Genomic DNA, 18,686 nt, shown 5'->3' with positions numbered 1-18,686 from the left:
GGTATGGAGGACCTGGTCATCCGGGACGCCGACGTCGTCGACGGCACCGGCGCGGACGCCTACCGCGCGGATGTCGTGGTCGACGGCGGCCGGATCGTCGCGATCGTCAAGGAGGCGGCCGCGGCCGGCTGCCAACGCCCGAGAGCCGGCCGCGAGGTGGACGCGGAGGGCCTGGTCCTCTCCCCCGGCTTCATCGACATGCACGCGCACAGCGACCTGGCCCTGCTGCGCGACCCCGACCACAGCGCCAAGGCCGCGCAGGGAGTGACCCTGGAAGTCCTGGGCCAGGACGGCCTGTCGTACGCGCCCGTCGACGACCGCACGCTCGCCGAGGTCCGTACCGCCATCGCCGGCTGGCACGGCCCCGGCGACGACATCGACGTCGACTGGCGGTCGGTGGGTGAGTACCTGGACCGGCTGGACCGGGGCATCGCCGTGAACGCGGCCTACCTGGTCCCGCAGGGCACCGTGCGGGCGATGGCCGTCGGCTGGGAGAATCGCCCGGCCACGCCCCGGGAACTGGACCGGATGCGGGAGCTGGTCGCGCGGGGCCTGGCGGAGGGCGCCGTCGGCATGTCGTCCGGGCTCACCTACACGCCCGGCATGTACGCCGACGGAGCCGAACTGACCGAGCTGTGCCGGGTGGTGGCGTCGTACGGCGGCTTCTACTGCCCGCACCACCGCTCCTACGGCGCCGACGCGCTCGCGGCGTACGCGGAGATGGTGGAGCTGGCGCGCCGGGCGGACTGCCCGCTGCACCTGGCCCACGCCACGATGAACTTCGGGGTGAACGAAGGCCGCGCGCCCGAGCTGCTGGCCCTGCTGGACGAGGCGCTGACGGCCGGCGCCGACATCACGCTCGACACCTACCCGTACACCACCGCCGCCACGACCCTGGTCGCCCTCCTCCCCGGCTGGGCGAACGAGGGCGGCCCCGAGCAGGTCCTGCGCCGGCTGGCCGACGACACCACGGCCGAACGCATCCGGCACGACCTGGAGGTGACCGGCTCCGACGGCTGCCACGGCGTGCCCGTCGACTGGGACACGGTCGAGATCGCGGGCACGGGCGACCCGGCGCTGGCGGACTTCGTCGGCCGTACGATCGCGCGATCGGCGGCGGCGCGCGGCGAGGCCCCCTGGACGACGGCCCGCCGCCTCCTCCTCGCCGACCGGCTGGCGCCGACGATCCTCCAGCACGTCGGCCACGAGGAGAACGTCCGTACGATCATGCGCCACCGCGCCCACACGGCCGGCTCCGACGGCATCCTCCAGGGCGCCAAGCCGCACCCCCGGGCCTACGGCACCTTCCCCCGCTACCTGGGCCACTACGTACGGGAGCTGGGCGTGCTGTCGCTGGAGGAGTGCGTCGCGCATCTCACCGGCCGTCCGGCCGCCCGGCTGCGCCTCCCGGACCGGGGTCTGGTCCGCGAGGGCCACCGGGCAGACCTGGTGCTGTTCGACCCGGCGACGGTGGCGCCGGGCGCGACCTTCGAGCGGCCGAGGCAGCTGCCGACGGGCATCCCGTACGTCCTGGTCGACGGGCGGTTCGTCATCGAGGACGGGCGGCGGACGGACGTACTGGCGGGGCGGGCGGTACGGCGGACCGCCCGCCCGTGAACCCGGCTACGGCTTGGGCAGGGTGCAGCCGCTTGCGCTGAGGTTCAGCCGGTTGCCCGTGGTGAAGCAGGCGGGGATGGTGTACGTCTGCTGGGCGTAGTTGATGCCCTGGCGGACGGTGACGGTGCCGCTCTCGTCGATCTCGCACGGGTTGTTCACCGTGCAGCTCTGGCCGTCCTCGTTGCCGGTGTTGTTCACGGCGACGACCTCGCCGGTGGCCTGGTCGACGACGGGCGAGCCGGAGGTGCCGCCGATGGTGTTGCAGGACGAGGTGTAGCGGACCGAGTCCTTCCAGGTCCAGCCGCCCTCCTTCATCTGGTGCACGAACCCGTCGATGTCGCAGTGGTAGAGCCGCTTCCAGTACCCGGAGGCCACGGTGATGGCGGTACCGGCGACGGGGTGCGTGTCCCGCACGGTCAGCGGACTGATGCCGTAGGTGTTCCGGATCGCCGCGTACGTGGTGGTCGTGCGGTAGATCGAGACGTCCGTGTCGGTCATCGTCGCGTAGACGATCTGGTTGGCGCGGAGCGTGCCGATCCGGGTGCCGGCGGCGTTCAGCAGGCCGAAGGTGCGGTTGGAGGACCGGCCGGTGATGACCTGGCCGGGCTGCGGGAAGCCGGTCTCCAGACAGTGGCCGTTGCTCATCACGAGCGCCGGGTCGGTGTCCAGGGAGTTCGGGAAGCGGATGACCGAGCCGGAGCAGTTGCTGAGCGAGACGGTGCCGGCGAAGGTGACGGCCTGCAGCGTGGGCGCCTCGGCGGTGGGCGCCTCGGCCGAGGGCGCCGCGACCGCGGGTGCCGCGCCGGCCCCGGCGATCACCAGGGCGAAGAGCGCGGCGACGAGAGGCTTTCTCATGTGGGGGTCCCCTCTTGCGACGGGGGCGACCGGAGATCCTCCGGCCGCCCAGATTTGTCATGCGCATCTCAGCACGCAAGAGGTGACACAACAAGCGGCCCGTTTCAGCCACCGGGCCCCGAGGAAGGCGCCCCCTTCAGGAGGCGCCCCTACCGTGGCCCTTTCGACCCCCCTTTCCCTTTCGAGTCGGAGTTGCCGGGCCCGGAGTCGGCCGGCGGCGGTGCGGGCGCGCTCGTCGGCGTACCGGGCGCACCGCCCGACGAGGCACTGGGCGGTGCGCTCGGGGCCGATGGCGAGGCCGACGCGGAGGCCGCGGCGGAGCCACTCGCGGAGGCGTCGGCGTCCGGCCGCCCGGCCCCGGCGGTGCCCCCCGCGGAAGGAACCCCCGTCGCCTCGGGATCCCCCGCGTCCGCGGAGTCCGCCGCGGACTGCGACACCCCGCCCCCGGGCTGCCCCGACTTCCCCGGCGCCCCGTCCGAGGACCCGAAGCCCAGCCCCGCGACCAGCGCCGCCAGGGACACCGCGCCCACCGCCCCACCGGCGGCCAGCACCCGGGGCGACCGCCACACGGCCCGCCGCCGAGCCCGCCGGCGCTCCGCGCGGCCACCCTCCGGATCGGGACCCCATCCGTGCCGCTCGGGCTCCCACCCCGGCTCCTCCGGAACCCACCCCGGCTGATCGGGGTCCCATGCCTGGCGGGCCGGAATCCGCGGCAGCTCGCTGGTTTCGTCGTACGCGTTGCCCTCCCAGCCGTGGGCGGCCGCGGGGTCGGCGTACCCGTCGTACGCCGGGGTGGGCTCGGCGTACGGGTGGTAGACCATCGGCGGCTCCTGGGGGGCACCGCCCTCCTGGTGTGCACCGAGAACGTCCGGGGCGCCGGTCGCATTGTTTGCCGGATTCACGCCGTCTGCCCCGTTTTCGCGCTGAGGTGGCCTGGACATGGCCGCGCATTGTAGAGACGGGGGTGACTCCTGGGACAGTCATCGGCGATACCAGCACAAACCGGCATGGTTCACGTGGCGGAAAACACGCCCCGAGAGGCGTGGTCGCGCCGTAAGCTCCCAGACATGCAGGTGATCCAGTCCACAAAGCTCGCCAACGTCTGTTACGAGATCCGGGGCCCGGTGCTCGAGGAGGCGATGCGGCTGGAGGCTGCAGGTCACCGCATCCTCAAGCTCAATACCGGCAACCCGGCCGCCTTCGGGTTCGACTGCCCGCCGGAGATCCTGGAGGACATCCTCCGCAATGTCTCCTCGGCGCACGGCTACGGCGACGCGAAGGGCCTGCTGGCCGCCCGCCGGGCCGTCGTCATGCACAACCAGACACTCGGCATCGAGACGGACGTCGAGCACGTCTTCATCGGCAACGGCGTCTCCGAGCTGATCGTGATGGCGATGCAGGGCCTGCTGGACGACGGCGACGAGGTCCTCGTCCCGGCGCCCGACTACCCGCTGTGGACGGCGGCCGTCGCCCTCTCCGGCGGTACGGCGGTGCACTACCGCTGCGACGAGCAGTCCGACTGGCTGCCCGACCTCGCGGACATCGAGCGGAAGGTCACCGACCGCACCAAGGCGATCGTCATCATCAACCCGAACAACCCGACGGGCGCGGTGTACGACGAGGCGATGCTGCGGGGCCTGACCGACATCGCCCGCCGCCACAACCTGCTGGTCTGCTCGGACGAGATCTACGACAAGATCCTGTACGACGGCGCCACGCACACCCCGACCGCGAAGATCGCCCCCGATCTGCTGACGCTCACCTTCAACGGCATGTCGAAGGCGTACCGGGTGGCCGGCTACCGGGTGGGCTGGATGTCGATCTCCGGCCCGCGCGCGCACGCGGACTCCTACATCGAGGGTCTGACGATCCTGGCGAACATGCGGCTGTGCGCGAACATGCCGGGCCAGCACGGGGTGGCGGCGGCACTGAGCGGACGGCAGTCCATCAACGACCTGGTGCTGCCGGGCGGGCGGCTCAAGGAACAGATGGACACGGCGTACGAGCTGCTGACCCGGATCCCGGGCGTGACCTGCGTCCGCCCGAAGGGCGCGCTGTACCTCTTCCCCCGGCTCGACCCCACGGTGTTCAAGATCAAGGACGACCGCCAGATGGTCCTCGACCTGCTGCGCCGCGAGAAGATCATGGTCGTGCAGGGCACGGGCTTCAACTGGCCCGAGCCGGATCACTTCCGGGTGGTCACCCTGCCGACGGTGACGGACCTGCGGGACGCGATGGGGCGCATCGCGCGCTTCCTGGACGGCTACGGCCAGCCCTGACGAGCCGTTTCCCAGCAGTTTCGCGATCAACACAACTTTAGACGAAATCTAAGCTAGGATGGCTTCCTGCCAGAGCACGGGAGGCCATCCTCATGTACGAACCGATCCGCACCAAGTCGGTCCACAGCACGATGGCCGGCGCCGCCTCGGACTTCCCCCACCGCTCCCGCGAGGAGGAGCTGGACATCCAGCTCGCGGGACACCTCTCGGCGCTGCTCGCCGTCACCGACGAGCTGCGCACCCAGGAGCCGTCCACCGAGCTGGACGCGGCCGCCGAACGGCTCGCCCAGCAGGTGACCCGGCTGAGGGGAGGCCGGACGCCGGTCCGCGCGCTGCCCTCCGGGGGCTCGGCCGACATCAGAGCGCTGCACGAGCGCGCCCACACCCTCGCGGGCCGCGCCCTGGTCGTCGCCGCGTCCCGCGCGGACACGGCGGCCGCCATCCTGGCCGCCGAACGCATGGACGCCCACACGGCCGCCCTCACCTCCCCGGAACTCACCGCCCACTGAGCCCCCAGGGCTCCCCCGACGGCCCCGGTCCGCGCGCACCCGCAGCGACGCGCGGACCGGGCGCCACAGCCTCAGTACTCTGGCGGCATGGAGTACGCGAAGATGCGCGCGATTGCCGAGCAGCTCGGGACCTACGCCGAGCAGCTCGAAGGCACCTGGCGAGTCGAGATCGGCCCGTCAGGCCCGATACTGGCCATGATGTGCCCGTCGAAACGCCACGAGGGCACTCTTCGCCGCATCTGCAAGCAGTTGGACGCTCAGCTCCTCGTCACGCACCCTGGCTGTGGCTGCGTACCTGGCCCCGACATCGAGCACCCCGCGCTCTCCCGGATGCGCCGCCCCGACGCCGTCGTCATCCCCGAAGACGTCCTCGACGAAGAGGGCCTCGCTGTCGACGCCACGCAGGTCCTGGCCGTCATCGAGATCGTCTCGCCGTCCACCCCTGACAACGACTACGTCGAGAAGCTCACCGAATATCCCGCCATGGGCATCGCCCACTACATGATCGTCGACCCACGCGCGGGCACGATCGAGGTGCACTCCGACCCCTGCAAGGCCGGCTACAGCCGCAAGGAGCCGTACATCTACGGCGACACGGTCCCGTTCGGCCCCTGGAGTGTGGAGACCTCGGACTTTCGCCGTTACGGCAAGGCAGGGAGCAGCTCGGGCTGAACGGGCGAAGGCCCGCCGTCGCTCCACCCGTCGGGGCGGACGGGAAGACGACGGCAGGCCCAGGGCCGCGCACGCCGTTGTGTGCGGCCTCGCCGGTGTGCACCGCGGCCGGCCGTGACGATGTTGCTGGTCAGGGCACAGTCGGTAAGCCGGCCGCGGAGTCGAGGGGGGCTCAGCCCAGGCGCTTGACCAGCGCCCGGTACTCGTCCCACAGCTCCTTCGGGGTGTGGTCACCGAAGGTGTTGAGGTGCTCGGGGACCAGCGCGGCCTCCTCACGCCAGACGTCCTTGTCGACGGTGAGCAGGAAGTCCAGGTCGGTGTCGGACAGCTCCAGCCCGTCGGTGTCCAGGGACTCCTTCGTCGGCAGGACGCCGATCGGGGTCTCCACACCGTCGGCCTTGCCCTCCAGCCGCTCCACGATCCACTTCAGGACCCGGCTGTTCTCACCGAAGCCCGGCCAGACGAACTTGCCCTCGTCGTTCTTGCGGAACCAGTTGACGTAGTAGATCCGCGGCAGCTTCGCCGGGTCCGCGTTCTGGCCGACCCTGATCCAGTGGGCCATGTAGTCGCCCATGTTGTAGCCGCAGAAGGGGAGCATCGCGAAGGGGTCGCGGCGCAGTTCGCCGACCTTGCCCTCGGCGGCTGCGGTCTTCTCGGAGGCGACGTTCGCGCCGAGGAACACCCCGTGGTTCCAGTCGAAGGACTCCGTGACCAGCGGTACGGCGCTGGCGCGGCGGCCGCCGAAGAGGATCGCGGAGATCGGCACGCCCTTGGGGTCCTCCCACTCGGGCGCGATGATCGGGCACTGGGCGGCGGGGGTGGTGAACCGGGCGTTGGGGTGGGCGGCCGGGGTGCCGGACTCCGGCGTCCAGTCGTTGCCCTTCCAGTCGGTCAGATGGGCGGGCGTCTCCTCGGTCATGCCCTCCCACCAGACGTCGCCGTCGTCCGTCAGCGCCACGTTGGTGAAGACCGAGTTGCCCCACAGCGTCTTCATCGCGTTGGCGTTGGTGTGCTCACCGGTGCCGGGCGCGACGCCGAAGAAGCCGGCCTCGGGGTTGATCGCGTACAGCCGGCCGTCCTCGCCGAACCGCATCCACGCGATGTCGTCGCCGATGGTCTCGACGGTCCAGCCGGAGATCGTGGGCTCCAGCATGGCGAGGTTGGTCTTGCCGCAGGCGGACGGGAAGGCGGCGGCCACGTACTTGGCATCGCCGGTGGGCGGGGTCAGCTTGAGGATCAGCATGTGCTCGGCCAGCCAGCCCTCGTCACGCGCCATGACGGAGGCGATCCGCAGGGCGTAGCACTTCTTGCCGAGCAGGGCGTTGCCGCCGTAGCCGGAGCCGTAGGACCAGATCTCGCGGGTCTCGGGGAAGTGCGAGATGTACTTGGTCCGGTTGCAGGGCCAGGGGACGTCGTCCTGGCCGGGCTCCAGGGGGGCGCCGACGGAGTGGACCGCGCGGACGAAGAAGCCGTCCTCGCCGAGCTCGTCGAGCACGGGCTGGCCCATACGGGTCATGGTGCGCATGGAGACGGCGACGTACGCGGAGTCGGTGATCTCCACGCCGATGGCGGACAGCTTGGAGCCGAGCGGGCCCATGCAGAAGGGCACGACGTACATGGTGCGGCCGCGCATGGAGCCGCGGAAGACGCCCTGTTCACCGGTGAAGACGTCGCGCATCTCGGCGGGGTCCATCCAGTGGTTGGTCGGCCCCGCGTCCTGCTCCTTCTCGGAGCAGATGAAGGTCCGGTCCTCCACGCGCGCGACATCGGTCGGGTCGGAGGCGGCGTAGTAGGAGTTCGGGCGCTTGATGGGGTCGAGTTTCCGGAAGGTGCCCTTCGCGACGAGCTCCCCGCACAGGCGCTCGTACTCGGCCTCGGATCCGTCGCACCAGACCACGCTGTCCGGCTGGGTCAGTTCGGCGATCTCGTTGACCCACGAGATCAGTTCCTGGTGCTTGGTGGGAACGGTGATAGCCGAGTTGTCGCGCGCCACGGTTGCTCCTAGGTGAGGGTTTTGTCCTTGTATGCCCCGTGGGGGCTGCGACCCGGATGCTTCACAGACGCTCATCCGGTGCCGACCGCACTCATTTGATCATCCGACGGGTGGGCGCATATGTCCAGAGGGCGTCACAGATGAGCAGGGTGAGACGCGCCACGCCCACCGGGCAGAAGATGAGATGATGGCCACTAATGGCCGGTCGGCCGCCCCCGACTGATCCGTAACTTACGGCTCCGTAGGTACGATGCGGCGCATGACAGCGCCCGCCCCCGACGCGCCCCTGGACACCCCGGCCGCCGGCCAGGGTCCCGACGCGCCCGCGCCCTCCCTGCCCCGCCAGATCCGGCAGCAGGTCTCCCAGCACCTCACCGACCCGATCAAGCCCAAGCTGCGCGGCTGGCTGCACCTCGGCATGTTCCCGGCCGTGCTGGTCGCGGGCCTGGTGCTCACCGCGCTCGCGGACTCCCCGCGCGGCCGACTCGCCTGCGGGATCTACGTCCTGACGGCCTGTCTGCTGTTCGGCGTCAGCGCGCTGTACCACCGCGGCAACTGGAGCCCGCGCATGGACGGCATCCTGCGCCGGCTCGACCACGCCAACATCTTCCTGATCATCGCGGGCACCTACACCCCGCTGACCCTGCTGCTCCTGCCGGGCGCCAAGGGCCAGTGGCTGCTGTGGGGCATCTGGGCGGCCGCCGCGGCCGGCATCGTCTTCCGGGTGTTCTGGGTCGGAGCCCCCCGCTGGCTGTACACCCCGTGCTATCTGGCGATGGGCTGGGCGGCGGTGTTCTTCCTGCCCGACTTCATGCGCACCGGCGGCATCGCCGTGCTCGTCCTGGTGATCGTCGGCGGTGTCCTCTACAGCGCGGGCGGCGTCGTCTACGGCATCAAGCGGCCCAACCCGTCACCGCGCTGGTTCGGCTTCCACGAGGTGTTCCACTCCTTCACCCTCGCCGCGTTCGTCGTCCACTACGTCGGGATCTCGCTGGTGGCGTATCAGCACGCATAGACGATTTCCAGCCACTTTTCCGGCCACGGCTCCTCGCCGTGGCCGTTTTTTCATGCCCTCACACCGGATACAGAAGTCACTGACGATTGACATGACCTATCTTTTGAGAGCTACTCTCATTTCATGGCTACTGTCATCCCCTCTCGGGCCGAGACCCGGCCCGACCCCCGCCGCTGGTGGGCCCTCGGGGCCCTGGTCGCGAGCATGCTCGTGCTCGGCTTCGACATGACGATCCTCAACGTCGCCCTGCCGGCGATGGCCGCCGACCTCGACGCCGGCACGGGCGAGCAGCAGTGGATGGCGGACGCGTACATCGTGGTGTTCGCGGCGCTGATGCTCCCCGCGGGACTGCTCGGCGACCGGTTCGGGCGGCGCCGGATGCTGATCGCCGGTCTGGGCGTCTTCCTGGCCGGGTCGGTGCTGGGCGCCCTCGTCGACGACGTGGCCTCGGTGATCGCCGCCCGCGCGGTCATGGGCGTGGGCGCCGCGCTGATCACTCCGCTGGCACTGTCCGTACTGCCCTCGCTGTTCCCCTCCGCGGAGCGCGCCAAGGCCGTCGCCCTCGTCGGCACCGGCTCCGCGCTGGGGCTGCCGCTGGGCCCGATCATCGGCGGCTGGCTGCTCGACCACTTCTGGTGGGGCTCGGTCTTCGTGCTGAACGTCCCGATGGTCGCGATCGGCATCCTCGCCTGCGTCTTCCTGCTCCCGGAGACCAGCGACCCGGCTTCCCCCAGGGTCGACGCCCTGTCCACCGCGCTCACCGCGACCGGGCTCGGCGCCCTCATCTACGCGATCATCGAGGCGCCCGAGCGGGGCTGGGGCGACCCGCTGATCCTCGGCATGTTCGCCGCCGCCGCGCTGCTGCTCGCCGGGCTGGTCCTGCGCGAGCGCCGGGTCGAGCGGCCCATGCTCGACATGACACTGCTCGCCCACCGCGGCTTCCTGTTCAACACCGTCGCCGCGACCCTCGTCATGTTCGTCCTGTCGGGACTGCTGTTCCTGCTTCCGCCGTACTTCCAGGCGGTCCGCGGCCATGACGCCCTCGGCACCGGCGTACGGCTGCTGCCGCTGGTCGGCGGCCTGGCCTTCGCGGCCCGGGCGGTGCCGCCGGTCGCCGCCCGCTTCGGGGCGCGCGCCACGGTCAGCTCCGGTCTGGTGGTGCTCGCCTTCGCCGCCTTCCTCGGCAGCCGTACGACGGCCGACTCCGGCTACGGCTTCATCGCGCTGTGGCTCACGCTCACCGGCCTCGGCTTCGGCTTCGCGCTGGTCCCCGCCATGACCGCGGCCCTGGAGACCCTGCCCGGCGACCGGGCCGGCAGCGGCACCGGACTGCTGATGACCCTGCGCCAGGTCGGCGCCGCGATCGGCATCGCCGTGCTCGGTTCACTGCTCTCCGGCGCCTTCCGCGACCGGCTCGACGTCACCGGGCTGCCCGGCCCGGCCGCCGACACCGCCCGGGAGTCGGTGGTCGCGGCCCGCCTGGTCGCCGGGCGAACGGGCTCCGCGGACCTCGCCACGTCCGCGAGCAGCGCGTACGTCCACGGCATGGGCGTGGTCCTGATCGTCTGCGGGGTCGCGGCTCTGGTCGCCGCGCTGCTGGCGGCGGCGTTCCTGCCGACGACGTCGACCGCCGAGGAGCCGGCCGTCGCCGCCCCGGCGGAGGATGCTCGACAATGACCTTCATGACGGCCGCACAGAGCACCTCCCCCGCCGACCGCCCCCAGCTGGGACTGCGCGAACGCAAGAAGATCAAGACGCGTGAGGCGATCCGCGCCGCGATGTACGCGCTGGTCGAGGAACAGGGGTACGACGCCACGACGATCGACCAGATCGCCGAGCGCGCCGAGGTGTCGCCGTCGACCGTCTTCCGGTACTTCCCCACCAAGGAGGACATCGTCCTCACCGACGAGTACGACCCGGTCCTGATGGAGGTGCTGCGCAACCGCCCGGCGGACGAGCCGTGGGCGGACTCCATCCGGTTCGTGTTCCTGGCGGCCGCCCGCGCCGGGGTCGAGGAGGACCTGGAGATGGCGCGGCGGCGCACCCGGCTGGTGGCCGAGGTGCCCGCAGTGCGCGCGCGGATGATGGAGAGCATGTCGGTGACCAGCCGCATGTTCTGCGCCGCGATCGGCGAGCGCACCGGACTCGACCCCGACAGCCTGGAAGTGCGTGTCTATGTGACGGCGTTCGTCGGCGGCCTGCTGGAAGCCTCGATCCACTGGGCCGAGCACGGCCACCAGGGTGACTTCGTCGCCCTCGTCGGCCGCGCCCTGGACGTCCTGGAACACGGCCTGCCCGACCGGAAACCCTGAGACCGGGCCCACTCCCCCATGCCATCCTTGACCAGGTGAACGCACCCGAGATCCACGTCGAAGTCGCCCGCGAGCTGGCCCTCTTCGTCCCACCCCACCGCCGTGCCGGCGCCACCGCGCTCGCCGTCGACGGCGTCTCGACGCTCGGCCATGTCGTCGAGTCCCTCGGAGTGCCCCTGACGGAGGTCGGCACCCTGACCGTCGACGGCCGCCAGGTCCCGGTCTCGCACATCCCGTCCCACGGCGAGTCGGTCCGGGTCGAGCCGGTCGCCCGCCCCCAGCAGGTCCCCGGAGCCCCCCTCCGCTTCCTCCTCGACGTCCACCTCGGCACCCTCGCCCGCCGCCTGCGCCTCCTCGGCGTCGACACCGCCTACGAGTCGACCGACATCGGTGACCCGGCACTCGCGGCCCGCTCCGCCGCCGAGAAGCGCGTCATGCTCAGCCGCGACCGCGGCCTGCTCCGCCGCCGCGAACTCTGGTCCGGCGCCTACGTCTACAGCACCCGCCCCGACGACCAGCTCCACGACGTCCTCGACCGCTTCCGCCCCACCCTCCACCCCTGGACCCGCTGCACGGCCTGCAACGGCCTGCTGAAGCAGGCCACCAAGGAAGAGGTGGCCGACCAGCTGAAGCACGGCACCCACCGCACCTACGACGTCTTCGCCCAGTGCACGTCGTGCGGCCGCGCGTACTGGAAGGGCGCCCACCACGACCAGTTGGTGGCGATCGTGGAGGACGCCCTGAGGACAACGCCCTGAAGCTCAGCCGCGCTTGACGTCCTTGGCGTCGCAGGCGATGCCGTTGCGGTTCGGGTCCAGCTTCAGCGGGTCGTCCTTGCCGTTGACGGTCAGGCGGCCGTACTCGTTCTTCTTCAGCCAGTCGCAGCGCGCGGCGGTCGTGTTCTTCACCTGCGGCGGGAAGTCCGTCGGCACGCACACATTGGCGGAGCCATAGTGCCGGTCGCACCCGGAAACCGTGGCCGGCACCCGCTGCGAGGTCCGCTTCTTGCCCGGCTTGACGACCTTGCCCTGAAGGTCGTCGGCGAAGGAGTGGATGTGCGGGGAGGGCGCGCCGCTCGACGAGGACACCGAGAACGTCGACGGCGAGTCGGCGCTCAGGCCCGCCGGCCCGGTCAGGTGGACCCACCGGGCCACCGAGGGCACCCCGTTCGCGTCGACCGCGAAGAGCATGTACCAGCCGGGCGGCGCCAGGTTCGGGTTGCTCGTGACGTTGAGGTCGATGTTGTTGCCGTCGACGGACAGGGGCAGGTCGACGAAGCGCTGGTTGGGGTCGGAGGAGTGGGTGACCGCGGCGGGGCGGATCAGCTCGGCCTTGGCGATGGGCCGGTCGACCGTGATGCGCTGGGTGTCGCCGTAGTTCCACTCGGAGTCGATGACCGAGGTGATCGTCGGGCGGGGGCCCTTGAAGAGGTAGGGCGGGCTGTAGATCGACACGTCGTGGTTCCAGCTTCCGTTGCCCGGGTTGTCACCGGTGGTCATCACCCGGCCGTCGGGCAGCAGGAACGCCGACGAGTGGTAGCCGCGCTCCTCCGGGTCGGGGACCACGGGGTCGAACGTGTTGGTCGCCGGGTCGTAGAGCGACGACTCGTACACCGGGTCGGCCCGGTTGTGCAGCGCACCGCCGGTCTCCAGCACCTTCCCGTCGGGCAGCAGCACCGCGGAGACGTACATCTTGCCCTGCGCCCCGGTCTGCGCGACGGGCCCGTTGCCCAGGTCCACCGTGCCCTGCGGCAGCGGCGGCCCGGCGACGTACGACGGGTTGGCGGCCTTGAGGTCGATGACGTCGGTCAGCCGGTTCCCGTCCGGGTTGGTGTCGATGTTGCCGCCGCCGATCGTGAGGACCTTCTGGTCCTGCGCCGGGGGCAGCAGCACGCTCGCCGACTGGTCCCGCTGGTCCTTGTTCTGCAGCCCGGGGACCTCGGTGATCGTGTTGGCGTCGTAGTCGTAGATCGCCGATCCGGTGCCCGGGATGTTGTTGCCGAAGACATGGCTGCCGGAGTAGAAGAGCCGGCCGTCCTGCATGAGGATCATCGACGGGTACAGGCCCCAGTACGACCAGGTCTGGTTGACCTGCCAGGTCGGCAGCCACTTCTGCTCCGCGTCCGACCACCGCTCGGCGGTCACGGAGCCGGTGGAGTCCTCACGCAGCCCGCCGAAGGACAGCACATCGCCGTTGCCCATGATCGTGGCGGACGGGTACCAGTGGCCGTCGTTCATGTCGTTGGTCTTGACGTACGACTCGGTGGCCGGATCGAAGATGTACGAGTCCTTGAACCCCTCGTAGCCGTGCGTACCGGCGGCGTCCGGGTAGGCGAGGTTGCCGCTCATCACCAGCACCCGCCCGTCCTGCAACTGCACATGCCCGGCGCAGAACATGTCCTTGGGGGTGGGGATGACCTTGTAGCTGCCGTTGGCCGGGTCGTAGACGGCACTGGTGAAGGTGCCCGCCTCGAACAGCTCCTCGCTGTTGCCGGAGCCCGCGATCAGCAGCACCTTGCCGTTGTGCAGGACGACGGAGTGCATGGAGCGGACCGGGTTCTGCGTGGGCAGCACGTCCCACTTGCCGTCGGCGCACTGCTGGGCGGTGCCGGTGCAGTCGGCGGGCGGGAGGACGTCGGGCACCTGCTCCATCGTGTAGTCGTCGGTGGTCGCCGAGCCCGTGCCGTACACGGAGACGCCCCAGGCGATCCGGTCGGTGCCGGCCGGGACCTCGGGCGTGCGCACCGACGCCTCGGTCCAGGTCCCCGCCATGTCCAGGGTCTTGAGGTCGGTCCAGTACTGCCAGCCGGCGGTGGTGTCGTGCCGGAAGACGGTGAGGGAGGCGTCCGGGGTCGTCGACTTGTACCAGAGGGACAGGTCGTACTGCTTGCCCGGCGCCACCGCCGGCGCGCAGTCGGCGGACTCGGTGATCAGGGCCTTGCGGTCGCCGTCGACCCGGCGGGTCAGCTCGACCTTCATGGCCTTGGAGCCGGAGTGCGCGTCGGCGACGGTGGAGAAGGTGAAGTCGTTGTCCCCCCAGCCCGACTTGGACCAGCAGGCCGGCATGTCGCCGGTGCCGGCTGTCTCGAAGCCCGGGTTCTTGATGAGGTTGGCGGCGGACGCGGACTGCGGCGAGCTGAGCAGCAGGCCCCCGGTCAGTCCCGCCACCGCCAGCATGGCGGTAGTGGTTCGGCGTTTGATCACGCGGCTCTCCTAGCGGCATTGCGGCGGCTGCCGCGCGTCCCCCCGCGCGGCAGGTAGACCAGCGCTTCGGTTCCGACGAAGCGCAGGACGAACGTGGTGACCAGGGCCAGCGCGGTGGCCGGCAGCGCGTCCATGCCGAAACGGTGCACGAACAGCGCGATCAGCGGGATGCGCAGCACCAGGTCGGCGTTCGCGAGCAGCGCGAACCGGCCGAGCCGGTCCCACCAGCGGCGGTGGACGCGCCGGTCACGGAAGAGCAGATGCTCTATCAGCCAGAAGTTCCAGGCGACGCCCAGCTGGTTCGCGAGGATCTCCGCGGGCACGTAGTGCATGCCGGCCACGGTGAGCGCGTACAGGCCGAGCAGGTTGGGCAGGAAGCCGCTCAGCCCGATCAGGCCGAAGCCGACCATCCGCGCGGCCGGGGAGGCGGTGCGCAGTCCGGCGAGGTGGCGCAGGAAGCGCAGGCCCTCCTGGGCGGTCGACTTGGACTCGCCGGCGAAGCGGTCCTGGAAGACGAAGGGCACCTCGGTGACGGTGCGGGGGCGGCTGCGGACGGCCAGTTCGAGGAGGATCTTGTAGCCGAGGGGCTTGAGGACGTCCGCCGTGACGGCGTTGCGGCGGATCGCGAAGAAGCCGCTCATGGGGTCGCTGATGCCGTGCAGCCGGCGCGGGAAGAGCGCCTTGGTCAGCCAGGTGGCGGCCCGCGAGACGGCGACGCGGTAGCTCCCGGCCAGCCCGGCCCGGCTGCCGCCCTTGATGTAGCGGGAGGCGACGACGAGCCCGGCGTTCGCCCGCTCCCCGGTGGCCACCAGCTCGGGTACCAGGGAGGGCGGGTGCTGGCAGTCGCCGTCCATGACGACCACCCAGTCCGACCCGGCCGCCTTGATGCCCTCGACGACCGCGCCGCCGAGCCCGCCGACGGGCTGTTCGCGGTGGATCACGGTCACCGGGAACGGGCAGTCCTTGGCCGCGTCGCGGATGACGTCGGGGGTGTCGTCGGTGGAGTCGTCGACGAAGACGACCTCGCAGGGCAGCCGTGCGGGCACCGACTCGGTGATCTGGTGCAGCAACTGCCGTACGTTGGCGGATTCGTTGAAGGTCGGTACGACGATGGTGACGGCGCCCGGTTCGGGAATCTCGGAGGTGGTGACCTCCGGGAGGGGCGCGGTGTACTCGTGGGTCATCGGCTGCCTCCGGAGGCCGTCTGGATCTGCCGGATCTCGATCCGGTCCTCGCCGCTGCCGAAGGTGGCGACCGGCGCCGAGTGGTCGAGGGCGGCCTGGACACCCGGCAGGTCGGCCGCGTCGCGCCGTACGGTCGGGGAGGCGACGACGTAGTCGATGTCGCGCCAGCCGTTCGGCAGGGTCTTGGTGACGGCCGGGTCGAGGTCGGCCTTGTAGAACCAGATCGCGCCGAGCCCGGGCTGGTAGCCCTGGTGGACCAGGTCCAGCCAGAGCGCGTCGTCGACCAGGACGCGGGTGTCCTCGGGGTGGTCGACCTCGCTGCCGAGCCACTGGGCGGCGGCCCGGTAGGGGGCGTTGGCGTCGGCGGTCATCGCGGTGCGGTCGCCGTCGTACCAGCGGGGCACGACGTACGCCCCGGCGGCTAGGGCGAGGACCACGGCGAGGCCGTACCGTCCGCCGGTCACCCAGCGCTTCTCGTGCTCGCTGCGCCATCGGCGCAGTACGCCGTGGGTGACGCTCGCGGTGCCGCCGGCGAGGACGAGGGCGAGGAAGGGCAGCGCCTGGATGACGTACATGGCGGGGAGGTAGCCGCTGGGCCGCATGGCGACGACGGCGAGGACCGCCACCGCGAGGGACGGCCCGGCGAGGGCGCGGGCGGTGACCGACCAGCGCCAGGTGGCCAGGAGCAGCAGCGCGCCGGCCAGGCCGCCGAGGATCAGCACGCGGTCGTAGTACAGCCAGGACTGGAGCGCGCCGTGGGAGCCGGAACCCGGGTCGAGGATGAAGCCGGATCCGGGCCTGGTCATCTGGTACGTGATGCCGTCCCAGAGGGAGACGTGTCCGCTGCCGGGCAGCAGCTCGCCCTTGAGGAGAGCGAACAGGGGGTACGAGAAACCGATCAGCGCGCAGGCGGTGACGGCGCCGGTCAGCGCGAACTTGCGGGTGTCGCGGTGGCTGTGTCGCCACATGGTGAGGAGGACCGCCGGGAGGACGAAGAGCATCGTCTCCTTGGTGAGGACGGCGGTCGCGGCGGCGATGCCCGCGCCGAAGTGGTGCCAGAGGTGGCGGCTGGGCGAGGCGGCCAGGGTGAACGCGAGCAGCGTCCACATCACGGCGAGGTTGTCGAGGAAGATCTCCCGCTGGAGGACGACGGAGAGCGGGGAGAGCCCGAAGAGGGCCATGCCGAGGGCGGCCGCCCAGCGCGGCAGCGACAGGCGCCGGCCGAGGACGTAGACGAGTACGGCGCTGACCGCGCTGATGACGAGCATGGTCGCGCGCATCGTGCCCACGGTCATCGACTCGGGGCTGAGCAGCTTGGGTATCCAGGTCAGCACGGCGAGCTGGATCCAGCCGAGCGGCGGGTGGTCGTACCAGTAGGTGTAGTGGGCGAGGCCGCGGCCCTCCTGGACGGCCCACGCCTGGGCGAGGTAGGTGCCCTCGTCGTCGCTGAGGGTGGGGTAGTCGGCGATGTTCCAGCCCTGCACGACGAGGATCGCCACCAGGAGCGCACCGCACAGGAGGAGGTCGGGACGGGACGAGCGCAGCCGCTTCGGCGGGGTTGTTCGGCCGGTCGGACGGGTCTCAGGCACAGGCCGGCGCTGCGCGGGGACCTTCGGTCGGGTCACCGCGGGAAGGGTGGAGGTCACGCAGGAACGTCCTCTCGGGTCACTGCGGAATCTGTACGAGCGGTTTCGGTGAGATGCGCTCCGACATGGGTGGTCAGCTCCCAGTCGTTCCGGCCGCGTTGTTCACGCCAGACGGCGCGGATGGCGGCTCCGGCGAGCAGCACCTGGTAGAAGGGACCGCCCACGACGAGTTTCACGTAGTGGACGAGGCGGACGCGGAGCCCGTACTGCTTGCCGAAGTCGTGCAGTCCGACGACCTCGAAGACGAAGGTGACCAGGGCGGTCACGGCCGGCAGGAAGGTGACGAAGGCGATCCCGACGGGCACGTCGAGGAAGAGCGCGATCGCCACGTTGAGCGGGATGATGACCCCGGAGAACGCCTGCAGGAACGGCGTCATGAGGGTGTAGCGGGCGAGCAACCGCTGTCCGAAGGTGGGCAGTTGCTTCCAGTCCTTCTTCCGGTACACCTGAAGGAAGCCCTGGTTCCAGCGGGTGCGCTGCTTCAGCAGGGACATCAGGCTGCCCGGGGTCTCCTCCCGGGTGACCATGTCGGAGTCGTAGGCGACGACGACCTTCTTGCCGACGCTGGAGAGCCGTACGCCCAGGTCGCAGTCCTCGGCGAGGCAGTTGGGGTCCCAGCCGTCGGCCTGCCTGAGCACGTCGGTCCGTACGAAGACGGTGTTGCCGCCGAGCGGGATGAAGCCCTTCTGCGCGTGCAGGTGCAGCCGGGAGCGGAACCAGAAGAAGTACTCCAGGCAGTTGCGCAGGCTGTACCAGCTGGAGTGGAAGTTTATGAGCTGGACGCCGCCCTGGACGACGTCGGCGCCGGTGGTGCGGAACGCGTGGTCGACGTGCGCCAGCAGCTCCGGGTGGACCTGGTCCTCGGCGTCGAAGACCCCGACGACACCGCCGCGGCAGTGCGGCAGTGCCGTGTTCATGGCCTTCGGCTTGTTCTTCTTCTCGTGGGTGTCGACGACGACGCGGACGCGTGGGTCGCGGGTGGCGGCTCTTTCGGCCACCGCCGTGGTCTCCGGGTCGTCGTGTCCGACGATCACGATGATCTCGAAGTCGGTGTGGGTCGATTCCAGCAGCCGCTGGATGGTGTGGTCGAGCACGGCCTGTTCGTGCCGGGCGGGCAGCAGCAGCGAAAAGGACACGTGTTCGTCCCCGTCGGGTCTGCTGAACCGGGTGGAGGCGAGCACTTCGGGCGTACGCCACGCGTGCATCTGCCACCACAGGGTGAACGCCGCCATCCAGAACAGGGCCAGTGAGATGGCGACGACGAGGACAGACGTCAGCAAGAAAGATCCCCCCAGATCCTTTGAAAATCCCCCGAGGCGACGGCGAGTTACAGCCATCGCGCCGCTGTGTAGAGAGGTTAGGGGGAATCTGTGAAGCGCGGGAGGTCTTCCAATAAATAGC

At 70.6% G+C, this 18,686-nt stretch carries 15 protein-coding genes; 8 read left to right on the top strand and 7 right to left on the bottom strand.

What is annotated here, in order from left to right; genetic code table 11:
• The first annotated feature begins 3 nt into the window (after positions 1 to 3).
• Positions 4 to 1,617, top strand: a complete 1,614-nt coding sequence (locus tag ACH5AC_RS01785; protein ID WP_398859552.1) for an amidohydrolase family protein — start codon at positions 4 to 6, stop codon at positions 1,615 to 1,617.
• A 6-nt stretch (positions 1,618 to 1,623) separates the two neighbouring features.
• On the opposite strand, the gene ACH5AC_RS01780 is transcribed toward ACH5AC_RS01785, so the two are convergent.
• Entirely contained in the window at positions 1,624 to 2,472 is an 849-nt protein-coding gene (locus ACH5AC_RS01780; protein WP_398859550.1) for a serine protease, read from the bottom strand.
• A 149-nt stretch (positions 2,473 to 2,621) separates the two neighbouring features.
• Positions 2,622 to 3,293 (bottom strand): hypothetical protein, encoded by a 672-nt coding sequence (locus ACH5AC_RS01775; protein ID WP_398859549.1) that lies wholly within the window; start codon positions 3,291 to 3,293, stop codon positions 2,622 to 2,624.
• Positions 3,294 to 3,539: 246 nt separating this feature from the next.
• Between ACH5AC_RS01775 and ACH5AC_RS01770 the strand changes: the two genes are divergently transcribed.
• From ACH5AC_RS01770 to ACH5AC_RS01760, 3 genes are all read left to right on the top strand, one after another.
• Complete coding sequence (locus tag ACH5AC_RS01770) at positions 3,540 to 4,751, top strand: pyridoxal phosphate-dependent aminotransferase (protein WP_398859548.1); 1,212 nt, start codon at positions 3,540 to 3,542, stop codon at positions 4,749 to 4,751.
• Between the two features lie 92 nt (positions 4,752 to 4,843).
• Complete coding sequence (locus ACH5AC_RS01765) at positions 4,844 to 5,260, top strand: hypothetical protein (RefSeq protein WP_398859547.1); 417 nt, start codon at positions 4,844 to 4,846, stop codon at positions 5,258 to 5,260.
• Positions 5,261 to 5,347: 87 nt separating this feature from the next.
• The gene (locus ACH5AC_RS01760) at positions 5,348 to 5,932 is read left to right on the top strand and encodes a Uma2 family endonuclease (protein WP_398859546.1); all 585 of its coding nucleotides are present in this window, start codon (positions 5,348 to 5,350) and stop codon (positions 5,930 to 5,932) included.
• A 172-nt stretch (positions 5,933 to 6,104) separates the two neighbouring features.
• Here the strand turns inward: ACH5AC_RS01760 and ACH5AC_RS01755 are convergent, their stop codons facing one another.
• Entirely contained in the window at positions 6,105 to 7,925 is a 1,821-nt protein-coding gene (locus tag ACH5AC_RS01755) for a phosphoenolpyruvate carboxykinase (GTP) (RefSeq protein WP_398859545.1), read from the bottom strand.
• A 259-nt stretch (positions 7,926 to 8,184) separates the two neighbouring features.
• Here ACH5AC_RS01755 and ACH5AC_RS01750 point away from each other — a divergent pair, with 259 nt between their 5' ends.
• The 4 genes from ACH5AC_RS01750 (at position 8,185) to ACH5AC_RS01735 (ending at position 12,010) form a co-directional block, all read left to right on the top strand.
• A complete protein-coding gene (locus ACH5AC_RS01750; protein WP_398859544.1) occupies positions 8,185 to 8,940 on the top strand; it encodes a hemolysin III family protein in 756 nt (251 codons plus the stop codon).
• Between the two features lie 123 nt (positions 8,941 to 9,063).
• On the top strand, positions 9,064 to 10,617 hold the full coding sequence (locus tag ACH5AC_RS01745) for an MFS transporter (protein ID WP_398859543.1): 1,554 nt from the start codon (positions 9,064 to 9,066) through the stop codon (positions 10,615 to 10,617).
• Positions 10,614 to 11,252, top strand: coding sequence for a TetR/AcrR family transcriptional regulator (locus ACH5AC_RS01740; protein ID WP_398859542.1), 639 nt, complete (start codon positions 10,614 to 10,616; stop codon positions 11,250 to 11,252). Before ACH5AC_RS01745 ends, ACH5AC_RS01740 begins: the two co-directional genes overlap by 4 nt.
• A 35-nt stretch (positions 11,253 to 11,287) precedes the next feature.
• Entirely contained in the window at positions 11,288 to 12,010 is a 723-nt protein-coding gene (locus ACH5AC_RS01735; protein WP_398859541.1) for a Mut7-C RNAse domain-containing protein, read from the top strand.
• Positions 12,011 to 12,013: 3 nt separating this feature from the next.
• On the opposite strand, the gene ACH5AC_RS01730 is transcribed toward ACH5AC_RS01735, so the two are convergent.
• From ACH5AC_RS01730 to ACH5AC_RS01715, 4 genes are read right to left on the bottom strand one after another with little or no spacing between them, the layout of a single operon-like run.
• Positions 12,014 to 14,428 (bottom strand): galactose oxidase-like domain-containing protein, encoded by a 2,415-nt coding sequence (locus ACH5AC_RS01730; RefSeq protein WP_398860057.1) that lies wholly within the window; start codon positions 14,426 to 14,428, stop codon positions 12,014 to 12,016.
• Positions 14,429 to 14,451: 23 nt separating this feature from the next.
• Entirely contained in the window at positions 14,452 to 15,639 is a 1,188-nt protein-coding gene (locus ACH5AC_RS01725; RefSeq protein ID WP_398859540.1) for a glycosyltransferase, read from the bottom strand.
• Complete coding sequence (locus ACH5AC_RS01720; RefSeq protein ID WP_398859539.1) at positions 15,636 to 17,285, bottom strand: ArnT family glycosyltransferase; 1,650 nt, start codon at positions 17,283 to 17,285, stop codon at positions 15,636 to 15,638. The genes ACH5AC_RS01725 and ACH5AC_RS01720 overlap by 4 nt, the downstream gene beginning before the upstream one ends.
• On the bottom strand, positions 17,282 to 18,565 hold the full coding sequence (locus tag ACH5AC_RS01715; RefSeq protein ID WP_398859538.1) for a glycosyltransferase: 1,284 nt from the start codon (positions 18,563 to 18,565) through the stop codon (positions 17,282 to 17,284). The genes ACH5AC_RS01720 and ACH5AC_RS01715 overlap by 4 nt, the downstream gene beginning before the upstream one ends.
• Between the last annotated feature and the right edge of the window lie 121 nt (positions 18,566 to 18,686).

Source organism: Streptomyces sp. NPDC018693 (assembly GCF_044391385.1).
Lineage (GTDB): Bacteria > Actinomycetota > Actinomycetes > Streptomycetales > Streptomycetaceae > Streptomyces.
Note: the sequence above shows the minus strand (reverse complement) of the source record. Positions and strands in the feature narration are given on the sequence as shown.